The following is a 20012-nucleotide window of genomic DNA, read 5'->3' as shown; positions in this document are numbered from 1 at the left end:
ACTGTCAACCGTCGTCATGAGTATCCGCTTCCTCCATACTGCCGATCTCCATCTCGGGTCGCCGCTGCGCAACTTCGGCGAACTGGCGCGCGACCGGCGCCTCGATTTCCTGCGGACGTTCGACCGGATCGTCAATCTGGCGATCAAGCGAGAAGTGGACTGTCTGCTGATCGCCGGCGACCTGTTCGACAGTTACAATCCGGACGCCGAAACCGTCGGCCGGGTACAGGAAGGCTTCTCCCGGCTTGAGGGGCGCGGCATCCGGATTGTTCTCATTCCCGGGACCCATGACAATGTGGTCTTCGCCGAGAATGTCTATTCCCGCTTTACCTTCCCCGGCGTTACCCTGCTGGCGGAGGCGGAGGTTTCGGCGCCGGTACGGCTCGAAATCAGGGGGGTGCCGGTCTGGTTCTACGGCTTTGCTTTCCGCTCCGACCGTTCCGCGGCAGCTTTGGCGTCGCTACGGCGGCGGGAGGGGGGTGGCATTCATGTCGGGCTTCTTCATGGTTCCCTGACCGGCAATCCGGAATGGGACCTGCGGAAAAAGGATATCCCTTTTTCGCTTGCCGACCTGACTGGCCTGGGGCTTGACTACCTGGCCCTCGGCCATTATCACAATTGCGCCTGTCTGGAAGTGGAAGGTCGGACGATCGCCTGTTATTCCGGATCGCCCGAAGGGAAGAAGTTTGGCGAAAACGGGCCGCGCCATGTGCTTGTGGTTGAAGTTGGGGAGGGACAGGCGGTTGCCGAGCGGGTGGAAGTGCAGAGCCGCGTTCTGCAGGAACTGACCGTCGACGCTTCGCTCTTTGCCGAGCTGGCAGCGCTGGAAAGTGAATTGGCCCGGCTTTCGTTTCCGGACCTTATTGCCCGGATCCATCTCACCGGGGCAGTGGAAGAGCCGCTCGATCTTGCCAATCTTGCCGGGCGATTGCAGGGGCGGTTTGCCTGGCTGGAACTGCTCGATGAAACCGATCTTTACGACAGCAGCCAGGTGAAGCGACTGGAGCGGGAAGATTCGATCCGCGGCCTGTTCATCCGCAAGGTGCACGAACGGTTCGAGCGGGCCGATTCCGCCGTCGAGCGCGAGCTCTGCCGCGAGGCGCTGAAACTGGTCATCGGCCGTTTCGGTCGTGGGGGGGGCGCCTGATGCTCTGGATCAGCGGCCTGCATCTGCCGGCATTCGGCCGGTTCCGCGGGGCGGACTTAGTTTTCCAGCCGGGGATGAACCTGGTCTACGGCCGGAACGAAGCCGGCAAGTCGACAATTCTGGCGGCCATTGCCGGGACCATCTTCGGCATCCGGCGGGATAAAGAGCGGTACGTCCCCTGGGACGGCGGCGAGCGGTGCGAGGCTCAGGTCAGCTTCGTCTACGACGGCCGGGAGATGACTATCTGGCGTGACTTCCTGACTGACCGGGTCCGGGCGGTGGAGCGTCGGGACGGAGAAGCGCTCTGGCGGTTCGAGGGGAAGGTTTCGCCGGCCGGCCGCAGCAGCGAACGTGAGGAGTATCTGGCCAAGATCGAAGAAATCTGGGGGTTTGCCGAGGGAGATATCTTTCGCAATTCGATCCATGTCGGCCAGCAGGATCTGAAAATCGAGGAAGACCATGGCCTTGCCACCAGGATCAAACAGCTTCTCTCCGGCTATGCGGAGCTGGATTACGATGCGGTGGTCGACAGCCTGGAAAAGGAGCTTTACGAGTTGACTCGCCGCCCGGGGGGGCGGGCGAAGGATCGGGAGCTGGAACTGGTCCGGACGCGGATTGCCGAATTGGCGACTGCCTGGCGTGAGGGGAGCCGGGTCTTGGCGGAAATTGCCACGCTGGAATCGGCCGTGGGCGAACTCCGCTCCGCTGTTGCCGCCGGCCGGGCCGATCTGGACAAAGGGGCGAAGTACCTGCAGCGGGTGAAGATCTATCTCGAAGCGACGGCGCAGGAAGAGCAGCTGAAAAGGGGATATGACCGGCTGGAGACGGAACGGACGAAGCTTGAGACGCTTTTGGCGCGTAAAGAGGCCATTGTCGCCCGTCTTGCGGCACTCGGCCCGGCAAGTGAGCTGACCGATGATGATGTCCGGACCGTTGAGGCGTATCTGGCCGACGTCGAGCGCCTCGACCGGGCCGAGGAGGCACTGGCAGCGCTCGGTCCGGCACCGGCGGCGCCGCGGCTGGTTACCCCGTTCCTGCTGGTCCTGCTCGGCTGCTGGCTTGGCGCGATCATGGGCTGGTTTCTCCTGCCTGCCGCCGGCTATGCGCTGGCGATAACAGCCCTCGTGCTGACGGTGGGTTACGGATTGAGAGCGGGACGAGACCGGCGCCGGCTGGAAGCGGCCGCTTTGCGCCGCCAGGGGCATGCTGATGGCTTGGCGACGGAGGTCGGGCGACTGCGGACCACGGTGGCGCACGTTGCCGCCGAACTATCGGCCCGCGCTGGTGTGGCGGCCCCTGACAATGCCCGTGAACTTCTTGCCGCCTTGGCGCACGTCGCCGCGGCCAGGAGCGAGCTTGCCTCGGTGACGGGTGCCCTGGCGGTCCTCCCGACTCATGAAGAGGCGTTGGGCCGGATTGGCGAAGTGGCCCGGGAGCTGGCCATAGTCCGGGCCACGGCGGCAGAAGTGGCGGGGAAAGGGTTCCCGGTCATCAGCCACGAGGAGTTCGTTGCGGCCGAAGAGAAGATGCGCCGTTTGGAGGGGGAGGTCCGCGAGCAGGAGCGGTCATGTCAGCTTCAGGAACAGCAGCTGGCGATCCTTGCCCAGAAACGGATCGACCTTGAAGCTATCGAGGACGAAGGGGAAGAACTCAAGAATCGGGAGGTGCGCCTGGTCCGCCGGATCGGTGCCCTGCAACTGGCCGTGGAAGTATTGCGGGAGACCCTCGACGAGTATCGGGCCACCTATCTGGCCCGGCTGAATGGGGAAATCAACGGCAAGCTGTACAATCTTACCGCCGGCAGGTATCGGGACGCGGCCCTTGACGACCGGTTCAACCTGACCATCGGTGCGGATGGAGGGGGACGGCCGGTAGAACATTACAGCTGCGGCGTGCGGGATCAGGGGTATCTTGCTGCGCGGCTGGCTCTCGGGTCGATCCTTTCCCGGGGGCGAAAATTGCCTTTTCTTCTCGACGACCCTCTGGTAAATTTCGATGACGAGCGGAAAACTGCCGCCCTGACGGCACTCAGTCTCGGCTCCCGTGAACACCAGGTGATTCTTTTCGTCCATGACGAGCGGTACCTGCGCCTCCGGGGGGCCGACCAATGGCACAAAATCAGACTTGACCAGAAAGGAAAGCAGGATGGACAGTTGCATCTTTTGTAAAATTGTCGATGGCACTATTCCGGCAAAAAAAGTCTACGAGAACGAAGACCTCGTTGCCATCGAGGATATCAATCCGGTAGCACCGGTCCATCTGCTGCTCATTCCACGCAAACATATCGTCAACGCCCTTGACCTCGAGAGTGGTGACGATGCGCTGGTCGGCCGGGTTTTCCGGGCAGCGGCGGCCATTGCCCGGCAGCGGGGGGTGGCCGAGAGCGGCTTCCGTTTAGTACAGAATACCAATGCCGATGCAGGACAGTCGGTATTTCACATTCATTTTCATCTGCTGGCCGGCCGCCATCTCGGCTGGCCGCCTGGATAACAGGGTGTTTTCGGGCGGGATCTACCATCTGTTACGGGGGACATCATGATTCGTTATTTGATTGCATTACTCGTACTGTTGATTGCCGTGCCGGCGTTTGCCGATATCTATCGTTGGGTTGACGAGCGGGGGACGGTGAATTTTACCGAGGATTTCAGCAAAATTCCCGCAAAGTACCGGAAAAGGGTGAAGGTCATTCCCGATCAGGGCACAGTGGCTCCTGAGGTGATTGAAACATCCGGCGAAGGAAAAGCTGAGGAGAAAAAACCGGCGGTGGCTGAACCGGTCGGAAATAGTCCGGCGGCCTCCAAGCAAGCGGTCGAAAAGAAGAAAGAACTGTACGGCGGCAAAGACGAGGATACCTGGCGGACGGAATTCGAAAAAATTCGGGCCGAGATCAAGTCCTATGAAGATGAAATATCCGATCGTAAAGCCAGACTGGCTAATCCAGACAATCTGAGCCGGGCGGAATACCTCGGCCTCCAGCTGGGGATGAAACGACTCGATGAAAAAGTTGCCTCCTTGAAAGAAAAACTGGCTGCTCTGGAAGAGACTGCGCGGCGTGCCGGCGTGCCGCCTGAGGTGTGGAAGTAACGATTAACCTTGGTTTGGTCTGTGAAAGGAAAAAGCCCGGAAGAGTAAATCTCCGGGCTTTTTCTGTGGTAATTGACGTACAGCGGGATGCTTTTGCAGTTCCGTCGGTGGGAAGTGCCGTGTTGCCGTGTCGTCCGCTCTTTGGCGACCGGACGGACGATCAATCACTTTGAAGTCCCCCTTTTTGCGGCGGTTGTGACGCGCCTGACGGAATGACTGTACGCACTGTGCGACATTCCCTGTACGTCAATTATAAGGTTGCTCCAGGAAACCGTATTACCGCTGGACCTCTGACCTTTTGTCCAATCATCCTTCGAGAGATCGCATCAGGCTTCCGTTTATTGATAACGGTTAGCTCACAGCGTCCGGGCTCGAGAAGGGTTGTCGTAAAATTATCCGCCAGGTCCCTCAACCGGCCAGTACCTGATTCCCAGAGCAATTCTCAAAGAACACTCATCTTTTGCTGAAATTCTACAGCTGCCGGAAAGGTTGTCAACGGCCGGTGAAAAATTTTTTCGTGGTGATTGATGGCATCCCGGGCGGCGATCAATTAGCTGCCGAACATCCTGCCGAAGATGCCTGGGACCATCATGTCAATCGTCATGATAGCGGTAAGAACGATCATGATGATAACGGTCAGCCAGGCGACTATATTGAAGGTCGGGCCATTGGTGTAGGGTCCCATCAGGCGGCGGTCATTAATCAGGAAGAGCATGAACACCAGGACGAAGGGGAGCACCGCGCCATTGACCACTTGGGAGACAAACATGATCGTAATGAGCGGGGCATTGGGGAAGAGGATAATCAGCGCGCTACTGATGATGATGACGGTGAAGAGCCAGAAGAACTGGGGTGCCCGGCGAAAATCCTTGTCGATTCCCGATTCCCAGCCCATCCCTTCGCAGATATAGTAGGCTGTGGAAAGTGGCAGGATGCAGGCGGCAAAGAGCGATGCATTGAACAGTCCGAAGGCGAACAGGGCGGAGGCATGCTTTCCGACCAGCGGTTTGAGGGCAAGGGCAGCGTCGGCGGCCGTTTCGATCTGGAGCCCCTGGCTGAAGATCGTTGCCGCGCAGGCTACGACAATGAAGAATGCCACGACGATTGCCATAATGCAGCCGACGACTACATCGAGGCGGGAAAAGCTGTACTGGTCGATGGTAATCCCTTTTTCAACAACGGCCGATTGTTGATAGAACTGCATCCAGGGGGCAATTGTTGTCCCGACCACCCCAATCATGGTGATCAGGTAGCCGCTGTCGGCTTTAAATGAGGGAGTGATCGTTGCCGTGAGGATCGTGTTCCAGTGAGGGGTGGCCATGAAAGCGGCAATGGGATAGGCGATGTAAACCATGCAGGCGACGAGGAATACCTTTTCCACGACCTTGTACGAGCCTTTGACGATGAGCAGCCAGACGAGCAGGGCGCTGACCGGAACGGAGAGATATTTGCTGATGCCAAAGATTTCCAGACTGGCAGCGATCCCGGCAAATTCGGATACCGAGTTGCCCATGTTGGTGAGAAACAGGGCAATCATGACGTAAAAGGTCACTTTAACGCCGAATGATTCCCGAATGAGGTCGGAGAGCCCCTTGCCGGTGACCGCCCCCATGCGGGCGCACATTTCCTGGATAACCACCAGTGCCACGGTGGTCGGCAGCATCAGCCAGAGCAGCGAATAGCCGTAATGGGCGCCGGCCAGTGAATAGGTGGTAATGCCGCCGGCGTCGTTGTCGACATTGGCGGTGATGATCCCCGGCCCGAGAATGGCCATGAACATGAGGATATTCCGCAGGTTGACCTTACGGATTGGTTTGAAGAGTCTGAAAATGCTGATGCCGGTGAACATGGCGGTTCGTAACTCTCAGTGGTGATAACGCCGGCGGCGCAGGGCAAAGGGCAGAAAGAGTTCCAGGATGTCGTCGACGGTGACAATCCCGGCCATTTTCTCTTCCTCATCAAGGACCGGCACGGCGACCAAGTTGTATTTGGCGACTATTTCGAGGATATCTTCCGGGGTTGCCTCGACGTCGACGGTTTTCAGGTTGGTGGTCATAATCTCGGCGATCGGCATGTTTCCTTCATTGAGCAGCAGTTCCTTGAGGCTGACGACCCCTTGCAGCCGTTCTTCGCGGTCAATGACGTAGGCATAGTAGACCGTTTCCGTTTCAGGAGCCAGCCGTCTGATTTCCGCCAGCGCTTCATCGACGGTCAGTGCTTCGCCGATGGCGATGTACTCGCTGTTCATCAACCCGCCGGCGGAGTCTTCTTCGTGTTCTAGAAGTTCCTGAATGTCCTCGGCTTCCTCCTCATCCATCAGTTCGAGGAGTTCTTTCGCTTTTTCTTCCGGGAGATCGCCAAGCACGTCTGCCGCCTCGTCCGGGGCCATTTCCTCCAGGATGTCCGAAGCCTGCTCGCTGTCGAGCTGGCTCATGACCCGGGAGCGGAGTTCGGGTTCCAGTTCGTGGATCGCTTCCCCGGCGGTTTCGGTGTCGAGCGAGGTCAGGACCGTCTGGATATGGGTGTGTGATAGTTGGGAAATGATGCTGGCGATATCCGCCGGATGCATGTCCGCCATCTGGTCCCGGGCCATGGTGAGTGTCAGTCGAGAAGCGTTCGTTTCCAGCGGCTGGACGTACTCCCAGCTGATCTCCTGGTGGCGGATTTCTTTACGCAGCAACCGCGCTGCCTGCTCCCAGAGCCGCTCGTGGCCGAGCCGACGCAGCAGGCCACGAAAGCCGATATCGACAGTGAAGATGCAGAGAAGGTCTTTCCGGTTTCCCAGTTTCAGGTCGTTGACGCGCACCACCTTGGCACCATCAACGTCGACGATCTGTTTGTCGAGAATGTCGCGTTTGACGAGAATATCTGCTTCGCTCGGCGTATATTTGCCCTTGATGATCTCACCAAGCGGGGCGGAAGCCGAGATGACGAAGGGCGTGAAGAGGGTAATCCCCTGCCAGGGGATCGAATAGAGCTGTTTCCGGTCCTTTACCAGCAGGTGAGACACTTCGGGAAAGACTTCCCCCGGGATCATGATCATGTCCCAGAGCCGCCCGACTTCGTGGCCCTGGTCGTTGATGACGGTCCGGTCGAGAACTTCGCTGAGATATAGCTCGTTGACGAGAGCTGTCGCACTCATGCCGGCTCCTCCACGAAAAAAGGCCCTTTGCGGAGAAAGGGCCTTGCGGACAAGGTCGCAGCTTTCCCCCTGGTTGAGTTTCGGCAGGGTACAACGTAGGTTCAGGCGAATGCCGCCGTTTGGCTGCTCGCCGCACCAGCTACCTTGGGTAAAGCCTTAAGCCGGCCAGACCTGTTCTACCACATTGGCGTCTTTCGACGTTTCTGGGCAGTAGCCTTTGTTTGTACCAACGCCTCTTCCTAACGAGGAATACCACCCTTTATAGTCCGTCGGAATTGTTTTGTCAATCGTGCGGTTTGGCGTGATGGAGCGTGCTGTCGGGCGGTCTCCCTTGATTGACACTTGACCGATTTGTTGCTACCGTAGGAACACTTTTGTCCCGTGAGGAGCACCATGCAGTTTCCAAAAATCGATCCGGTTTTTCTCCGTCTGGGGCCGCTTGAATTCCGCTGGTACGGCCTGATGTATATCGTTGGATTTATTTGCGCCTATTTTCTCGTTTTGCGGGGTGTCAAGCGGAAGCAGCTTCCCCTAAGTACCGATGACGTCGCCGACCTGATTTTCAGTCTCGCCCTCGGCGTCATTCTGGGTGGGCGTCTCGGTTATGTGCTGTTTTACAATTTTTCCTATTATGTTTCCCATCCGTTGAAAGTTTTTGCCGTTTGGGAAGGGGGGATGTCGTTTCACGGGGGGCTGATCGGGGTTATCCTGGCGGGATTGTATATTGCGCGGCGGAAGAAGATCGGCTTCTTTACCCTGGCCGATCTCTGTGCACCAGCCGGGCCGATCGGGTTGGGCCTGGGGCGGCTCGGTAATTTTATCAACGGTGAGCTGTTCGGCCGGCCGACCGATCTCCCGTGGGGAATGATATTCCCCGGCGGCGGAGGGGTTCCCCGGCATCCTTCACAGCTGTATGAGGCTGTGCTCGAAGGCCCCGTCCTCTTCTCCCTGCTCTGGCTGCTCCAACGCAAACCGCGCTCGACCGGGGTGGTTTTCTGGGCTTTTGTTTCAGGTTACGGCCTGTTTCGCTTTTTCGTCGAGTTCTTTCGCGAGCCCGACCCGCAACTTGGTCTGGTGTTCGGCCCCTTTTCCATGGGGCAACTGCTCAGTTTTCCGATGTTTCTGTTCGGGGCGTTGATGGTTGCCCTGGTGTCGATGCGCAAAAAATGATGCGGCAGTGAAATCTTGCGCGGTCCTTTTACGAGGGACAGCGGAAGGTTTTGCACATTTCCAGAACGTTGCCGCCATTGATCTTGTCGTATCTGACGCTATCCATCAACGACTTGATGATGAATATCCCCCGCCCGCGATCTTCGAGCTTGTCGAAGTCGGGAGGAGGGATGGTGCTGATGTCGAACCCCTGCCCATCGTCGTAGACTCTGATCACCAACTCATGTTCCGAGAGATTGATGTAGACGTGGACCATCTTGTCCGGGTCTCCGGCATTCGCATGTTTGATGGCGTTGACCATCGCTTCCGTAAGCACCAGGTTGATGTGGTAGGCCAGCGTTTCCCGGTCGCCGTCATAGCGGTCGAGTTCTTTGGCGAGATCTTCGCCGATCCTGCCGATGAGGCTCAGGTAGCGGGTCTGATTGGGAACCTTGATATCTACCTCGATTTCATTCTTGTCCATTGCCCCCCTCGCTTCCCTAGAAGTTTTCCAGTGCTTCCGCCGTTGACCCGAATATCTCGAACACCCGGTGCAGCCGGGTCAATTCGAACATCGACCTGACCTGCGGCTGCAGGCTGGTTAGTTTCAGGCTCCCCTGGTGCGAAATGGCGTTCTTGAATCCGGAAACGAGGGCGCCGAGGCCGGAGCTGTCGATGAAACGGACATCGTTCATATCTACCAGCAGATGCTTGTTGCCATTCTCGAAAAGCTCCTGCATCTTTGTTTTCAGATCGTTGGAATTGTGCGCATCGAGTCGCTCCTCTTTGACAAAAATGATCATGATGTCGTTTTTCTGCTCAACGTTCAGGTTCATGGTTTCTCCTTCCGTGTCGGGGTCTGCCGGAGAAGAACGCGGACTGCATCCTCTTCCAGCATGAGATATCTTACACTAAAGTGGTCTGCTTCGCTTGTACTTTCATGAGTCCTGTTCCGTCGTCATGGACCTTGAAAACGACCATTGAAACGTCGTCGTTCAGGGTGGCGGTACCGGTGAATGCTTCAATGGCATTCAAGATGGTTTCAACGATTTCGTCGACCGATAGTGAACTGGCAGTATCGAGAAGGTCGCACAGTCTGCCGGTGCCGAAGAATTCGCCATCGGGCGCTTGCGCTTCGGTGATGCCGTCAGTGTAAAGAAGGACCAGATCGCCTTTTTCCAGGGCAATCAATTTCTCTTCGAATTGTACTTCGCGCTTGATACCGAGGATCAGCCCCTCGGCGTCGAGTTCGATGCAGGCGGGATGCCCCCGCCGGAAAATAAGTGGCGGATTGTGACCAGCGTTGGCGTATGAGATCGACTGGCTCATCCCGTCGTATCTGATGTAGAACATGGAGATGAACAGCTCGGCGTTATTCAGGTCGTCGAGCAGGAGTTCGTTGAGATTGGCGAGGATGTCGGCCGTACTCTTGTCTGAACGGGCCTGAGCCCGCAGGACACTCCGGGTTTCGGCCATGATCAGTGCTGCGCCGACACTGTGCCCGGATACGTCGGCAATTACCATGTCGATGCAGCTGCCGCCATGACGAAAGAAGTCGTAATAGTCGCCCCCGACATGGGTAGCCGGCTTACAGCGCCCGGCAAGGGTTATTCCGGGGAGAACCGGCGGCGCCGAGGGGAGCAGTGACAGCTGGATCTGCTTGGCAATCTCCATCTCCTTTACCACCCGGGCATTTTCCAACAGCGCCCGTTCCTTTTCTTCGCGCTCCCGCCCCTTTTCCTCCATTTCCCTAACTATTTTGACGGCCTGGGCCAATTGGCCGGCCAGGCTTTCGAGCAGATTGAGAAACGGCTCGTTGAACAGACCGACGATTGTTTTGGAAAAGACCGACAGCATGCCGAAGGGGGGTTCGCCCTTGCGGGCGATGGGGATATGGGCGAACGATTTGATCCCCTCCTGCTGCATCAGTTCCCGGGTATACGGCTTGGTGATGTATTGGGTGTCGTTTATGAACTGCACCCGGTTGGCCATGAATGCTTCGCCGATATAGGTTTCGCTTTCCGGTTCCCAGTTCTTGCCGGTAATTCCAGCTATTCCCTTGCCGCTGTAACTTCTGATCCGCAACACGCCATTCTCGTCAATGAGTCGAACTACTGCCAGGTCCAGGTTGAATTCCTGAAGCAGCAGGTTGAGCAGGTCGTCCATGATGATCTGGAGGTCGAGGGTGCGGTTCATCAGTTCGGATGCCCGGAGCCGGACGTAGAGGGCTTCGCGGCTTTCCGCCAGTGATGCCTGGACGGTGCTGAAGATATCGTAGACCGGCTCCATCCGGGAGCCGAGATCGGAAAGGTAGCTTTCGACGATGGCGCCGGCGGCGGCGGCGCCGACAGCTCCGGCGAGAGTCTTCTCCGTAAAGCGCTTGAGCTTGGGGAGTTCGAACTCGGATACCCCTCCCTGTTCGTTGATCTCCCGGTTGCCCAGGTATTCGGCGATGGCGTCGTGCGCCTGCCGTTCACCGATGAATTTCGACATCAGGTTAACGAACTGGACGATCGTTACCGGTTTAGACATTCGCTTGGTTTCCCACGGGACACCGTTCTTCTTGGTTGTGAACACGTCGACGAACTTCCGTACCTGTTCACGCTCCCGGTCGCCCTGGGGGAAGAGGATGGAAAATGCCAGGTAGGCCCCCACGTTGAACAGCATGCTCCAGAATAGCGAGTGGGTCCAGATGTCAAAGCCGGTGAGGTAGAACAGGGCGGTCGGCTTGAGGAATTCCAGGCCGAACAGCCCCTTGTCCATGAGATCGGTCGGCAGCTTGCCGGACATGATGATTGAGGGGAGGAGCAGGGTGTAGAACCAGAGAATGAAGCCGAGGACGATGCCGGCAATGGCTCCGGTTTTGTTCCCCCGGCGCCAGTAGAGTCCACCGAGCAGGGCGGGACCGAACTGGGCGGCCGCGGCGAAAGAGATCAGCCCCATGTTGACCAGCATGAAGGTTTCGCCGACCAGAGTCTGATAGATGTAGCCGAGAAAGATTACCACGAAGATGCAGAGCCGCTTCAGGTTGATCAGCATGGCCGGAAACCAGGGGCGGGAAGGGAGCTTGACGACGATAGGCATCAACAGGTGATTGAGAAACATGGTGGAAATGGCCACCGATTCGACCATTACCATCCCTGCTGAGGCGGAAAACCCACCGAGGAACGTCAGGAGTGCCAGCCAGGAGTGGCCGGCCTTGAGGGGGAGGGTGAGGACAAAGAAGTCGGCACCGAGAATGTCGCCGGTCTGGAGGATTCCGCCGAGAGCGATCGGCATGACGAAGAGGTTGATCAGGAACATGTAGGCCGGGAACAGCCACATGGCTTTTTTGATATGCTCTTCGGCGGAGTTTTCGATCACCATGATGTGGAACTGTCTCGGCAATAGCAGGATTGCACCCATCGAGAGGTAGAACGTGGTGAACCACTGGGGGTAGGAGGTCGCCCCCGTTACCCCGAGGGTGGTCAGATGCTCCAGATGCTTCCCTTGGGAGTCGATCCGGGAAAAAATGTCGCCGAAGCCATCGAACAGACCATAGGTGACGAACATGCCGACCGCCAGGAAAGCCACCAGCTTGACGACCGATTCGATGGCGATGGCGGCGACCAGCCCTTCGTGGCGTTCGGAAGAGACAAGGGTGCGGGCGCCGAAGATGATGCTGAAGGTGCTGAGAATGATGGCGGCGAAAAAATTCGTGTGGAGCGAGAGCGGGTAGTTCTTGTGCAGCAGCGGCACCTGGACGTAGGGATAGCCGCAAAGGATATCGAAAGTCGTCGAAACCGCCTTGAGCTGCAAGGCGATATAGGGCATGATCCCGAGGATGGCGATGACCGTGATGATGGCGCCGAGCCATTGTGATTTGCCGTAGCGGGAACTGATGAAGTCGGCGATCGAGGTGACGTTGTTCTCTTTGCTGATCCTGACGATCTTGCGCAGGAGAAACCACCAGGAAAAGGCGACCAGGGTGGGGCCGAGATAGACGAGCAGGAAATCGATACCGGTTGTCGCTGCCTTGCCGACGCTGCCGTAAAAGGTCCAGGAGGTGTGGTAAACAGCGATAGAGAGCGCATAAACGAGAGGGTTGGCGATGATACTTTTCCCCTCCTCCCGTTTCTTGTCAGCATAATAGGCCACCGTGAAGAGCAGAACGATGTAGAGAAGTGATACCCCTACCACCAGTTCAATGCTGAGAATCAATGGTGATCTCCTTCGCTGTCCCGGTCATCGGGAGCGTCGATTGCCTTGCTGAACAGGTAGATCACGAAAATTGCTACGGCCCAGCCGACCTGAAAATAGAGAAACAACAGCGGGATATCGAACAGTCGGAGCGGTTTGTTGAAAAGCTGGACGAACGGGTAGTTCATGAAGATGATTCCGAGGATGAAACTGATCACCCACGTTTCTCTGTAGCGAACCCGTTTGAGCAGGCCGTTCTTCAATCTCTGCCACACGATGCTATCCCCATGGCGGTCAGGACCGCGTCAATGTTTTCATCCGCCGTAGCTGACGTGTCGATTGCGATGATATCCCCCTCATCTGCCGTGGGCGGTTCGAAATCTTCGCGCTGGCGAAGATAGATCTCCCACCTTCCGTCCGATGGTTCGTCGGGGTCGGCTATCCTGGCTTCGAGTCGTTTCCTGACCAGTTCCTCCGGGCACTGGATATGGAGAATGCGGAGCGCCGTCCCATGGCGGTATGCCAGATCGCTGAAGCGGTGGCGGACGGCTCGCTGCCACATTGTTGCGTCGACGATAACGCTCTGCCCGGCGGTCAGTGCTTCTTCGGCGGTCAGCAACAGTTCGTCGTAGGTCCGACCGGTGATTTCCCGGCCGTAGATTCCCTCATTGTAACCGGCCGGGCATGGGGTGGAAGGTGCGATGCCGACCAGTTTCTTTCTTAACACATCGGAGCTGATTATTTCCAGTCCCAACTCGAAAGCCAGCCTGCGGGCTACGCTGCTCTTGCCGGTCCCGGTCAGCCCGCAGGTCAGGATCAATGAAAGCGGCAACTGCCGTCTGGCAATATAGCCCCGACAGAGGCGAAAATGGTGCATGGCGTTCAACTGGGCTCGCTGCCGCGCCTCTTCGTCGAGTTGACCGTCTTTAAACCGCAGGCTTTCCACCTTGCCGCGAATGAAGGACCGGTAAATTTTGTAGAAATCGAGGAGCTGGGTGATAGAGGTATCGCCGGTTGCGGCAATGTAGGTGTCGAGGAAAACCGTGCCTAGTTTCGGACGGCCGTGGTAGTCGAAGTCCATCAGCAGGAAGGCGATGTCGGCTGCCGTGTCGCCGTAGCGAAAGCGGGGATTGAATTCGATGCAGTCGAAAATCCAGATCTCTCCGGTTTCCCCGAGACAGATATTTTCGGTGTGCAGATCGCCATCGCCGTCGCGGATGAAGCCGTCAGCGATCCGCTGCTCGAAGAGGGGGGCATGCAGTTCGGTAAAACCGATAACCCAGTCACGGATGCAACGGAAGTCCTGTCGCCGCAACGTGATATCCTGGAACTCCTCGGTCTGCTGAAAATTTTCCTCCCAGTTGAACCGAATGGCGGCAAGCGTGCCGCCGGCATTGATTTCGGCGCTTCGTTCGGCGTGCTGATGGAATCTGGCGACCGTCCCGGCAATGTTTCGGACGTCCTGTGCCGAAACTCCACCCTGATCGAGGAGCTGGTCGAGCATGCGGCCGGCGGGAAGTCGTTTCATTTTTACCGCGTAATCGATTACCCTGCCGCTACCGAAAAATGCTGCACCGTCATTGGTTTCGCGGATTTCCACCACATCCAGATACATGTCGGGGGCGAGTCGGCGGTTGAGTCGGATCTCTTCGTCACAATAGAAGCGCCGACGGTCCAGGGTTGTGAAGTTCAGGAAACCGAAGTCGACCGGTTTTTTCACCTTGTATGCGTGGGTGTCGGTGAGAAAAATGTAGGAAATGTGGGTTTGGACGAGCTCCACGGAACCGGTAGTTTCCGGATATGCGGCCGGTTTGAGAAGTGCCCGTATGACTCGCTGTTCCATACCGTTTCCGTCCCGGGGGAATATCTGAAACAGTATCATAAACAGTACGTTGCGCAAGGTTTCCCGGTACAGATAATTATTTGACGGGTATAAGGAATTGTGTTAGCTTTCTTAGATGGTTAGCCGGGGCTTTTGCCTGGCTCCGCCATTTTGGATGATAAACGGAGCAACAAACCCCCAATCTGTCCCGGAGTTGATTTTCCGTGAGTTGGCAACTGTCCGCCGGAGACTCCGAGCCTTGGTTTTTCTTCCCGATCCACTATCTCGATAGGTAACGCATGAAAAGATCAATTGTCGCTGCACTTGTCCTTGCCGTTTCTTTTCTTTCCGGGTGCGCTACAAGCGGTGCGGGAATCCGCCCTCATACCGCGGAGCCGACGTTTAAGCCGACCGTCGATATTGCCGGTTCGCGAGCGCTTTACATTTATTCGCTGTCCCGGCTCCGCCTGCTGGATGGTGATCTGGACGGCGCTTTGACGCTTCTCAATGGAGCGATTGAAGCGGACCCTGATTCGGCTTTCCTCCATACAGCGGCCGCTGAAATCTACCTGAAGATGAATCGGTTGGACGATGCCCTGAAGGCGTGTGAAACAGCCATCGATCTCGATCCGAACTATCGCCAAGCGCAGATCATTGCCGGCACCATCCTGGCCGGGATGAAACGGGACAAGGACGCCGTGCCCCACTTGAAGAAGGCGATCGAGCTCGCTCCCGACAAGGAAGACGCCTATCTGCATTTGGCAGTCTCGTATGTGAAGCTTTTCGATTACGAGCAGGCGGTTGACACCCTCAAGGCACTGATCAAGATCCGGCCCGATTCGGCTCTTGGCTATTACTACCTCGGCAAGACCTATGAACAGATGAAACTTGGCCGTGAGGCGATCAGCTATTATCGGAAGGCCATCGGTCTGAAGCCCGACTTCGAGCAGGCGCTGATCGAGATGGGGGTGACCCAGGAAAGCCTCGGCTTGGTCGACGATGCCATCGATACCTACAAGGAACTTTTGGCGGTAAATCCTTTCAACCTCAACGTAACTCAGCATCTGGTCCAGCTCTACCTGCAGCAGCAGCGTTTGGAGGATGCCCTTCCCCTGTTGCTGGATATGAAGGCCAAGGGGGTCGGCGGCCTGGAAACCTTCCGGAAAATCGGCCTGATCTATCTCGAATTGGAACGTTACGACGAGGCGATTGCGACCTTCAGGGAGATTCTCGACAAGGAGCCGGCTGCTCACCAGGTCAGATTTTATCTGGCGAGTGCCTATGAGGACAAGGAGGATTATCCCCGGGCGATTGAGGAATTCGGCAAGATTCCCGTCACCGCCTTCAACTATCTCGAGGCGGTCGGGCATATCGCCTTCATCTACAAGGATATGGGCGAAGGGGATAAAGGGGTCGAAGTCCTGAAGCAGGCGATCGCGTCCCAGCCGAAGCAGCTCGATTTGTACCTTTATCTGGCCGGGCTTTATGAATCGATGGGCAAGTACACGGATGGCGTGACGCTGTTGCTGGGGATCGAGCCCGAATTCCCCAAGGAGCCCCGCCTCCAGTTCCGCCTCGGAACGCTCTACGATAAAATGGGCAACCGGGACGAGTCGATAGCCCGAATGAAAAAGGTTATCGAACTGGCTCCCGACGATGCACAGGCCCTCAATTATCTCGGCTATACCTATGCGGAAATGGGGATCAAGCTCGACGAGGCGCTTCAGTACCTGAAAAAAGCGGTGCAGCTCAAGCCTGGCGACGGCTTCATTCTCGACAGCCTCGGCTGGATTTACTACAAAATGAAACGCTACGACGAAGCGGTCCCGGTGCTGGAGCGTTCGTTGAAGCTTGCCAACGATGACCTGACCATTACCGAACATCTGGCCGACGCCTATGTCGCCATCCGGGAATTCAGGAAAGCGGTGGAACTGTACAAAAAAATCGTGGCGGCGGAGCCTGAGCGCAAAGATATTCAGGAGAAAATGCGGAAGGCAAAGGCGGAGATCCCTGACAAATGACAATGCGGCTGGTCGGCTGTCTTCTGGTCTTGCTGCTGGTCGTCTCCTGCAAGGGCGGGAATAGGGCTGTCGAGGCCGTCCACCGAGGACCGGGAGTGCCGGCATACGGCGACGCCCTGATTGTCGGCAGTATCGGCGAGCCATCCACCCTGCTGCCGCTGCTTGCTTCCGATACCGCCTCGCTCGACGTGGCGGGCAATATCTACAATGGCTTGGTCAAGTACGACAAGAATCTTCAACTGGTCGGGGATCTGGCAAAATCGTGGGACGTCTCGCCCGACGGACTGGCCATCACCTTCCATCTCCGCCAAGGGGTCAAATGGCACGACGGCGTCGAGTTCACCTCGCACGATGTGCTCTATACCTACCGGGTGACCATCGATCCGAAAACTCCTACCGCTTACGCCGAAGACTTCAAGCAGGTAAAAACCGCCACGGCTCCCGATCGCTATACGTTCCGCGTCACGTATGCCAAGCCGTTCGCCCCGGCCCTCGCCTCGTGGGGGATGAATATCCTGCCGGCCCACCTTTTGGAAGGTAAGGATATCACCAAGAGCGAACTGGCCCGCCATCCGATCGGTACCGGTCCTTATCGCTTCAAGGAATGGGTTGCCGGTCAGAAGATCGTCCTGGAATCGTTCCATGACTGCTTTGAAGGCCGGCCGTACATCGACCGCTATATCTACCGGATCATTCCCGACAGCTCGACCATGTACATGGAGCTCAAAGCGGGGGGGATCGACATGATGGATCTGACGCCGGTGCAGTACGCCCGGCAGACCGATACGGCGGAGTTTGTCCGTCGCTTCAATAAATACCGTTATCCGGCTTCCGCCTATACCTATCTCGGCTATAACCTGAGAAATCCCTTGTTTGCCGACAAGCGGGTCCGCCAGGCGCTGACCAGTGCCATCAGCAAGGACGAAATCGTCCACGGCGTGTTGCTCGGGCTCGGCCAAGTGGCGAAAGGACCCTATAAGCCGGGGACCTGGGCCTACGACCCCGCGATCAGGGACTTCGACTACAATCCCGCCCGGGCCAAGGCACTGTTGGCCGAAGCCGGCTGGCAGACGGGGGGGGACGGCACTCTCCGCAAAAACGGCCAGCCGTTCCAGTTCACCATCCTGACCAACCAAGGGAACGAGCAGCGGCTGAAGGCTGCGCAGATTATCCAGCGCCGGCTGGCCAAGATCGGCATCGAGGTAAAGATCCGGGTGCTGGAATGGGCATCGCTGTTGACCAATTTCATCGACAAGCGGAATTTCGACGCCCTGCTGATGGGCTGGACCATTCCACCAGACCCCGACCTGTTCGACGTCTGGGATTCGAGCAAAACCGGCCCGAAGGAGCTGAATTTCATCGGTTACAAAAACAGTGAGGTCGACCGGCTGATCGAAGCGGGCCGTCGCACCTTCGACATCGAGAAGCGCAAGCGCTGCTACTACCGCATCCAGGAAATCTTTGCCGACGAGCAGCCCTATACCTTTCTCTACGTTCCCGACGCCTTGCCGGTGGTCAACGCCCGGTTCCGCGGCATCGTTCCGGCCCCGGCCGGCATCGGCTACAATTTTATCAAATGGTATGTCCCCAAGGAGGAGCAGGTCAACTAATGCTCAACTACCTCCTGAAACGACTGATCATGATGATTCCGCTACTGCTCGGCATTACGCTGATCACCTTTGCGGTCATCCGCCTGGCGCCGGGAGAGCCGGTACAGGCCCAGACCGCCATGAGCCCGAAGATCACCGCCGAAACCCGGCAGCGGCTTCGGGAGTATTACGGTCTCGACAAACCGCTGCATGTCCAGTACCTCACCTGGCTCGGTCGGGTCGCCCGCCTCGATTTCGGCCGGTCATTCGCGCCAGACAACCGGCCGGTGCTGGATAAGATCAAGGAGCGGATTCCGGTTACCCTGGGCCTCAATCTGATTGCGCTCGTCTTGGAGTTCGGACTGGCGATCCCGATTGGCGTTTTCGCCGCGACCCACCGTGATTCGCTCTACGACAAGGGCATCACCCTGTTTGTCTTCCTTGGTTTTGCCGTGCCGACCTTCTGGCTGGCCTTGCTGCTGATGTATTTTTTCGGAGTCAAACTGGGGTGGCTGCCGATTTCCGGTCTTCATTCCCTGGGGAGCGACAGGCTACCGGCGCTGGCCCGGTATCTTGACCTGGCAAAACACCTCCTGCTGCCGGTATCGGTTGCCACCTTCGGCAGTCTCGCCGGGCTGTCGCGCTACATGCGCTCGAATATGCTGGAGGTGATCCGCCAGGATTACATCACTACCGCCCGGGCCAAGGGTCTGGCGGAGCGGACGGTGATCTATCGGCATGCCTTGCGCAATGCGCTCTTGCCGGTCATTACCCTCCTCGGTTTCTCGCTGCCGGGGCTGATTGGCGGCAGCGTCATTTTCGAGACTATCTTCGCCATCCCGGGGATGGGGCAGCTCTTTTACCAGGGGGTGATGGCCCGCGACTACCCGCTCGTTATGGGAATCCTGGTAATCGGCGCGTTTCTCACCCTGATCGGCAATCTGCTGGCGGATATCAGCTATGCCCTGGCAGATCCGCGAATCAGACACGGACAGGAGGGGTGATGGCGTCCGGCAGAAACCGGCTCTTTTTTGAGTTCTGCGGGCGGTTTTCCCGCAACCGGTTTGCCGTGGCCGGCGTGCTGGTGGTGTTGCTGCTGTTCGTCGTGTCGCTGCTGGCGCCCTATATAACGCCCTGGGATCCCGATGCCATCGATGCCTACCACGTGTTGCTCCCGCCATCGTCGGCCCACTGGTTCGGGACCGACGGATTGGGCCGCGACGTTTTTACCCGGGTTATCTACGGAGCGCGGATTTCGCTCAAGGTCGGTTTCGTGTCGGTCGGGATTGCCGTGGCTATTGGCACGTTGCTGGGGTTGATCTCCGGTTATTACGGCGGCTTTGTCGATAGCGTGCTCATGCGCTTCGTCGATATCATGCTCTGTTTCCCGACGTTTTTCCTGATACTGGCGGTCATTGCCATGCTCGAACCGTCGATCTGGTATATTATGGCGATCATCGGTCTGACCGGTTGGATGGGGGTGGCACGGCTCGTCCGGGCCGAAGTTCTTTCGTTGCGGGAACGTGATTTTGTCCTGGCGGCACGCGCCCTGGGGGCGTCCGACTGGCGGATTCTCTTCCACCATATCCTCCCCAATGCCCTTTCGCCGGTGCTGGTTTCAGCCTCGCTCGGCGTCGCGGGGGCGATCCTGACCGAATCGGCCCTGTCATTCCTCGGCATCGGCGTTCAGCCGCCGACGCCGAGCTGGGGAAATATGCTGACGTCCGGCAAAGATTATCTGGAGTTCGCCTGGTGGCTGTCGCTCTTTCCGGGGCTGGCCATTCTGATTACCGTTCTAGCTTATAATCTGGTGGGGGAGGGGATCCGGGACGCACTCGATCCTCGCTTGCGCCGCTAATTCCTTTTGAGGTGAATGCAG

Annotated in this window: 16 protein-coding genes and 1 riboswitch; of the genes, 9 read left to right on the top strand and 7 right to left on the bottom strand. The window is 57.6% G+C overall.

Annotation, left to right across the window (positions count from 1 at the left end; all coding sequences use genetic code 11):
• Nucleotides 1–16: 16 nt before the first annotated feature.
• The 4 genes from QMN23_RS12600 to QMN23_RS12585 are packed head-to-tail and all read left to right on the top strand — an operon-like array spanning nucleotide 17 to nucleotide 4231.
• Complete coding sequence (locus QMN23_RS12600; protein ID WP_281999678.1) at nucleotides 17–1147, top strand: metallophosphoesterase family protein; 1131 nt, start codon at nucleotides 17–19, stop codon at nucleotides 1145–1147.
• Nucleotides 1147–3315, top strand: coding sequence for an ATP-binding protein (locus QMN23_RS12595; RefSeq protein ID WP_281999677.1), 2169 nt, complete (start codon nucleotides 1147–1149; stop codon nucleotides 3313–3315). The genes QMN23_RS12600 and QMN23_RS12595 overlap by 1 nt, the downstream gene beginning before the upstream one ends.
• Complete coding sequence (locus tag QMN23_RS12590; protein WP_281999676.1) at nucleotides 3293–3637, top strand: histidine triad nucleotide-binding protein; 345 nt, start codon at nucleotides 3293–3295, stop codon at nucleotides 3635–3637. Before QMN23_RS12595 ends, QMN23_RS12590 begins: the two co-directional genes overlap by 23 nt.
• Nucleotides 3638–3682: 45 nt before the next feature.
• The gene (locus QMN23_RS12585) at nucleotides 3683–4231 is read left to right on the top strand and encodes a DUF4124 domain-containing protein (protein WP_281999675.1); all 549 of its coding nucleotides are present in this window, start codon (nucleotides 3683–3685) and stop codon (nucleotides 4229–4231) included.
• Nucleotides 4232–4781: 550 nt separating this feature from the next.
• On the opposite strand, the gene QMN23_RS12580 is transcribed toward QMN23_RS12585, so the two are convergent.
• On the bottom strand, nucleotides 4782–6080 hold the full coding sequence (locus QMN23_RS12580; RefSeq protein WP_281999674.1) for an Nramp family divalent metal transporter: 1299 nt from the start codon (nucleotides 6078–6080) through the stop codon (nucleotides 4782–4784).
• A 15-nt stretch (nucleotides 6081–6095) separates the two neighbouring features.
• Nucleotides 6096–7373, bottom strand: a complete 1278-nt coding sequence (locus QMN23_RS12575; RefSeq protein WP_281999673.1) for a magnesium transporter — start codon at nucleotides 7371–7373, stop codon at nucleotides 6096–6098.
• 59 nt (nucleotides 7374–7432) lie between these two features.
• A riboswitch (M-box (ykoK) riboswitch) is annotated at nucleotides 7433–7627 on the bottom strand.
• Between the two features lie 139 nt (nucleotides 7628–7766).
• Between QMN23_RS12575 and lgt the strand changes: the two genes are divergently transcribed.
• On the top strand, nucleotides 7767–8543 hold the full coding sequence (lgt, locus tag QMN23_RS12570) for a prolipoprotein diacylglyceryl transferase (RefSeq protein WP_281999672.1): 777 nt from the start codon (nucleotides 7767–7769) through the stop codon (nucleotides 8541–8543).
• Between the two features lie 28 nt (nucleotides 8544–8571).
• On the opposite strand, the gene QMN23_RS12565 is transcribed toward lgt, so the two are convergent.
• The 5 genes from QMN23_RS12565 to QMN23_RS12545 all read right to left on the bottom strand — a co-directional run bounded on the left by QMN23_RS12565 (nucleotide 8572) and on the right by QMN23_RS12545 (nucleotide 14544).
• On the bottom strand, nucleotides 8572–9006 hold the full coding sequence (locus QMN23_RS12565; RefSeq protein ID WP_281999671.1) for an ATP-binding protein: 435 nt from the start codon (nucleotides 9004–9006) through the stop codon (nucleotides 8572–8574).
• 16 nt (nucleotides 9007–9022) lie between these two features.
• Nucleotides 9023–9358 (bottom strand): STAS domain-containing protein, encoded by a 336-nt coding sequence (locus QMN23_RS12560; protein WP_281999670.1) that lies wholly within the window; start codon nucleotides 9356–9358, stop codon nucleotides 9023–9025.
• A 70-nt stretch (nucleotides 9359–9428) separates the two neighbouring features.
• A complete protein-coding gene (locus tag QMN23_RS12555) occupies nucleotides 9429–12722 on the bottom strand; it encodes a sodium:solute symporter family transporter (protein WP_281999669.1) in 3294 nt (1097 codons plus the stop codon).
• Nucleotides 12719–12976, bottom strand: coding sequence for a hypothetical protein (locus QMN23_RS12550; RefSeq protein WP_281999668.1), 258 nt, complete (start codon nucleotides 12974–12976; stop codon nucleotides 12719–12721). The genes QMN23_RS12555 and QMN23_RS12550 overlap by 4 nt, the downstream gene beginning before the upstream one ends.
• Nucleotides 12961–14544: an AAA family ATPase gene (locus tag QMN23_RS12545; protein WP_281999667.1), complete on the bottom strand. Its 1584-nt coding sequence runs from the start codon at nucleotides 14542–14544 to the stop codon at nucleotides 12961–12963. Before QMN23_RS12545 ends, QMN23_RS12550 begins: the two co-directional genes overlap by 16 nt.
• Before the next feature lie 278 nt (nucleotides 14545–14822).
• Here QMN23_RS12545 and QMN23_RS12540 point away from each other — a divergent pair, with 278 nt between their 5' ends.
• The 4 genes from QMN23_RS12540 to opp4C are packed head-to-tail and all read left to right on the top strand — an operon-like array spanning nucleotide 14823 to nucleotide 19991.
• Nucleotides 14823–16544 (top strand): tetratricopeptide repeat protein, encoded by a 1722-nt coding sequence (locus QMN23_RS12540; protein WP_281999666.1) that lies wholly within the window; start codon nucleotides 14823–14825, stop codon nucleotides 16542–16544.
• Nucleotides 16541–18154, top strand: a complete 1614-nt coding sequence (locus QMN23_RS12535) for a peptide-binding protein (protein WP_281999665.1) — start codon at nucleotides 16541–16543, stop codon at nucleotides 18152–18154. Before QMN23_RS12540 ends, QMN23_RS12535 begins: the two co-directional genes overlap by 4 nt.
• Nucleotides 18154–19137: an ABC transporter permease gene (locus QMN23_RS12530; RefSeq protein WP_281999664.1), complete on the top strand. Its 984-nt coding sequence runs from the start codon at nucleotides 18154–18156 to the stop codon at nucleotides 19135–19137. The genes QMN23_RS12535 and QMN23_RS12530 overlap by 1 nt, the downstream gene beginning before the upstream one ends.
• Nucleotides 19137–19991, top strand: a complete 855-nt coding sequence (opp4C, locus tag QMN23_RS12525; protein WP_281999663.1) for an oligopeptide ABC transporter permease — start codon at nucleotides 19137–19139, stop codon at nucleotides 19989–19991. The genes QMN23_RS12530 and opp4C overlap by 1 nt, the downstream gene beginning before the upstream one ends.
• Nucleotides 19992–20012: the final 21 nt, after the last annotated feature.

Origin of the sequence: Geotalea uraniireducens (assembly GCF_027943965.1) — a bacterium.
Classification (GTDB): Bacteria; Desulfobacterota; Desulfuromonadia; order Geobacterales; family Geobacteraceae; genus Geobacter; species Geobacter uraniireducens.
Note: the sequence above shows the minus strand (reverse complement) of the source record. Positions and strands in the feature narration are given on the sequence as shown.

Bases quoted from the DNA above. Each gene is read 5' to 3' on its own strand.
- QMN23_RS12600 (WP_281999678.1), top strand. From the start codon at position 17: ATGAGTATCCGCTTCCTCCATACTGCCGATCTCCATCTCGGGTCGCCG.
- QMN23_RS12595 (WP_281999677.1), top strand. From the start codon at position 1,147: ATGCTCTGGATCAGCGGCCTGCATCTGCCGGCATTCGGCCGGTTCCGC.
- QMN23_RS12590 (WP_281999676.1), top strand. From the start codon at position 3,293: ATGGACAGTTGCATCTTTTGTAAAATTGTCGATGGCACTATTCCGGCA.
- QMN23_RS12585 (WP_281999675.1), top strand. From the start codon at position 3,683: ATGATTCGTTATTTGATTGCATTACTCGTACTGTTGATTGCCGTGCCG.
- QMN23_RS12580 (WP_281999674.1), bottom strand. From the start codon at position 6,080: ATGTTCACCGGCATCAGCATTTTCAGACTCTTCAAACCAATCCGTAAG.
- QMN23_RS12575 (WP_281999673.1), bottom strand. From the start codon at position 7,373: ATGAGTGCGACAGCTCTCGTCAACGAGCTATATCTCAGCGAAGTTCTC.
- lgt (WP_281999672.1), top strand. From the start codon at position 7,767: ATGCAGTTTCCAAAAATCGATCCGGTTTTTCTCCGTCTGGGGCCGCTT.
- QMN23_RS12565 (WP_281999671.1), bottom strand. From the start codon at position 9,006: ATGGACAAGAATGAAATCGAGGTAGATATCAAGGTTCCCAATCAGACC.
- QMN23_RS12560 (WP_281999670.1), bottom strand. From the start codon at position 9,358: ATGAACCTGAACGTTGAGCAGAAAAACGACATCATGATCATTTTTGTC.
- QMN23_RS12545 (WP_281999667.1), bottom strand. From the start codon at position 14,544: ATGGAACAGCGAGTCATACGGGCACTTCTCAAACCGGCCGCATATCCG.
- QMN23_RS12540 (WP_281999666.1), top strand. From the start codon at position 14,823: ATGAAAAGATCAATTGTCGCTGCACTTGTCCTTGCCGTTTCTTTTCTT.
- QMN23_RS12535 (WP_281999665.1), top strand. From the start codon at position 16,541: ATGACAATGCGGCTGGTCGGCTGTCTTCTGGTCTTGCTGCTGGTCGTC.
- QMN23_RS12530 (WP_281999664.1), top strand. From the start codon at position 18,154: ATGCTCAACTACCTCCTGAAACGACTGATCATGATGATTCCGCTACTG.
- opp4C (WP_281999663.1), top strand. From the start codon at position 19,137: ATGGCGTCCGGCAGAAACCGGCTCTTTTTTGAGTTCTGCGGGCGGTTT.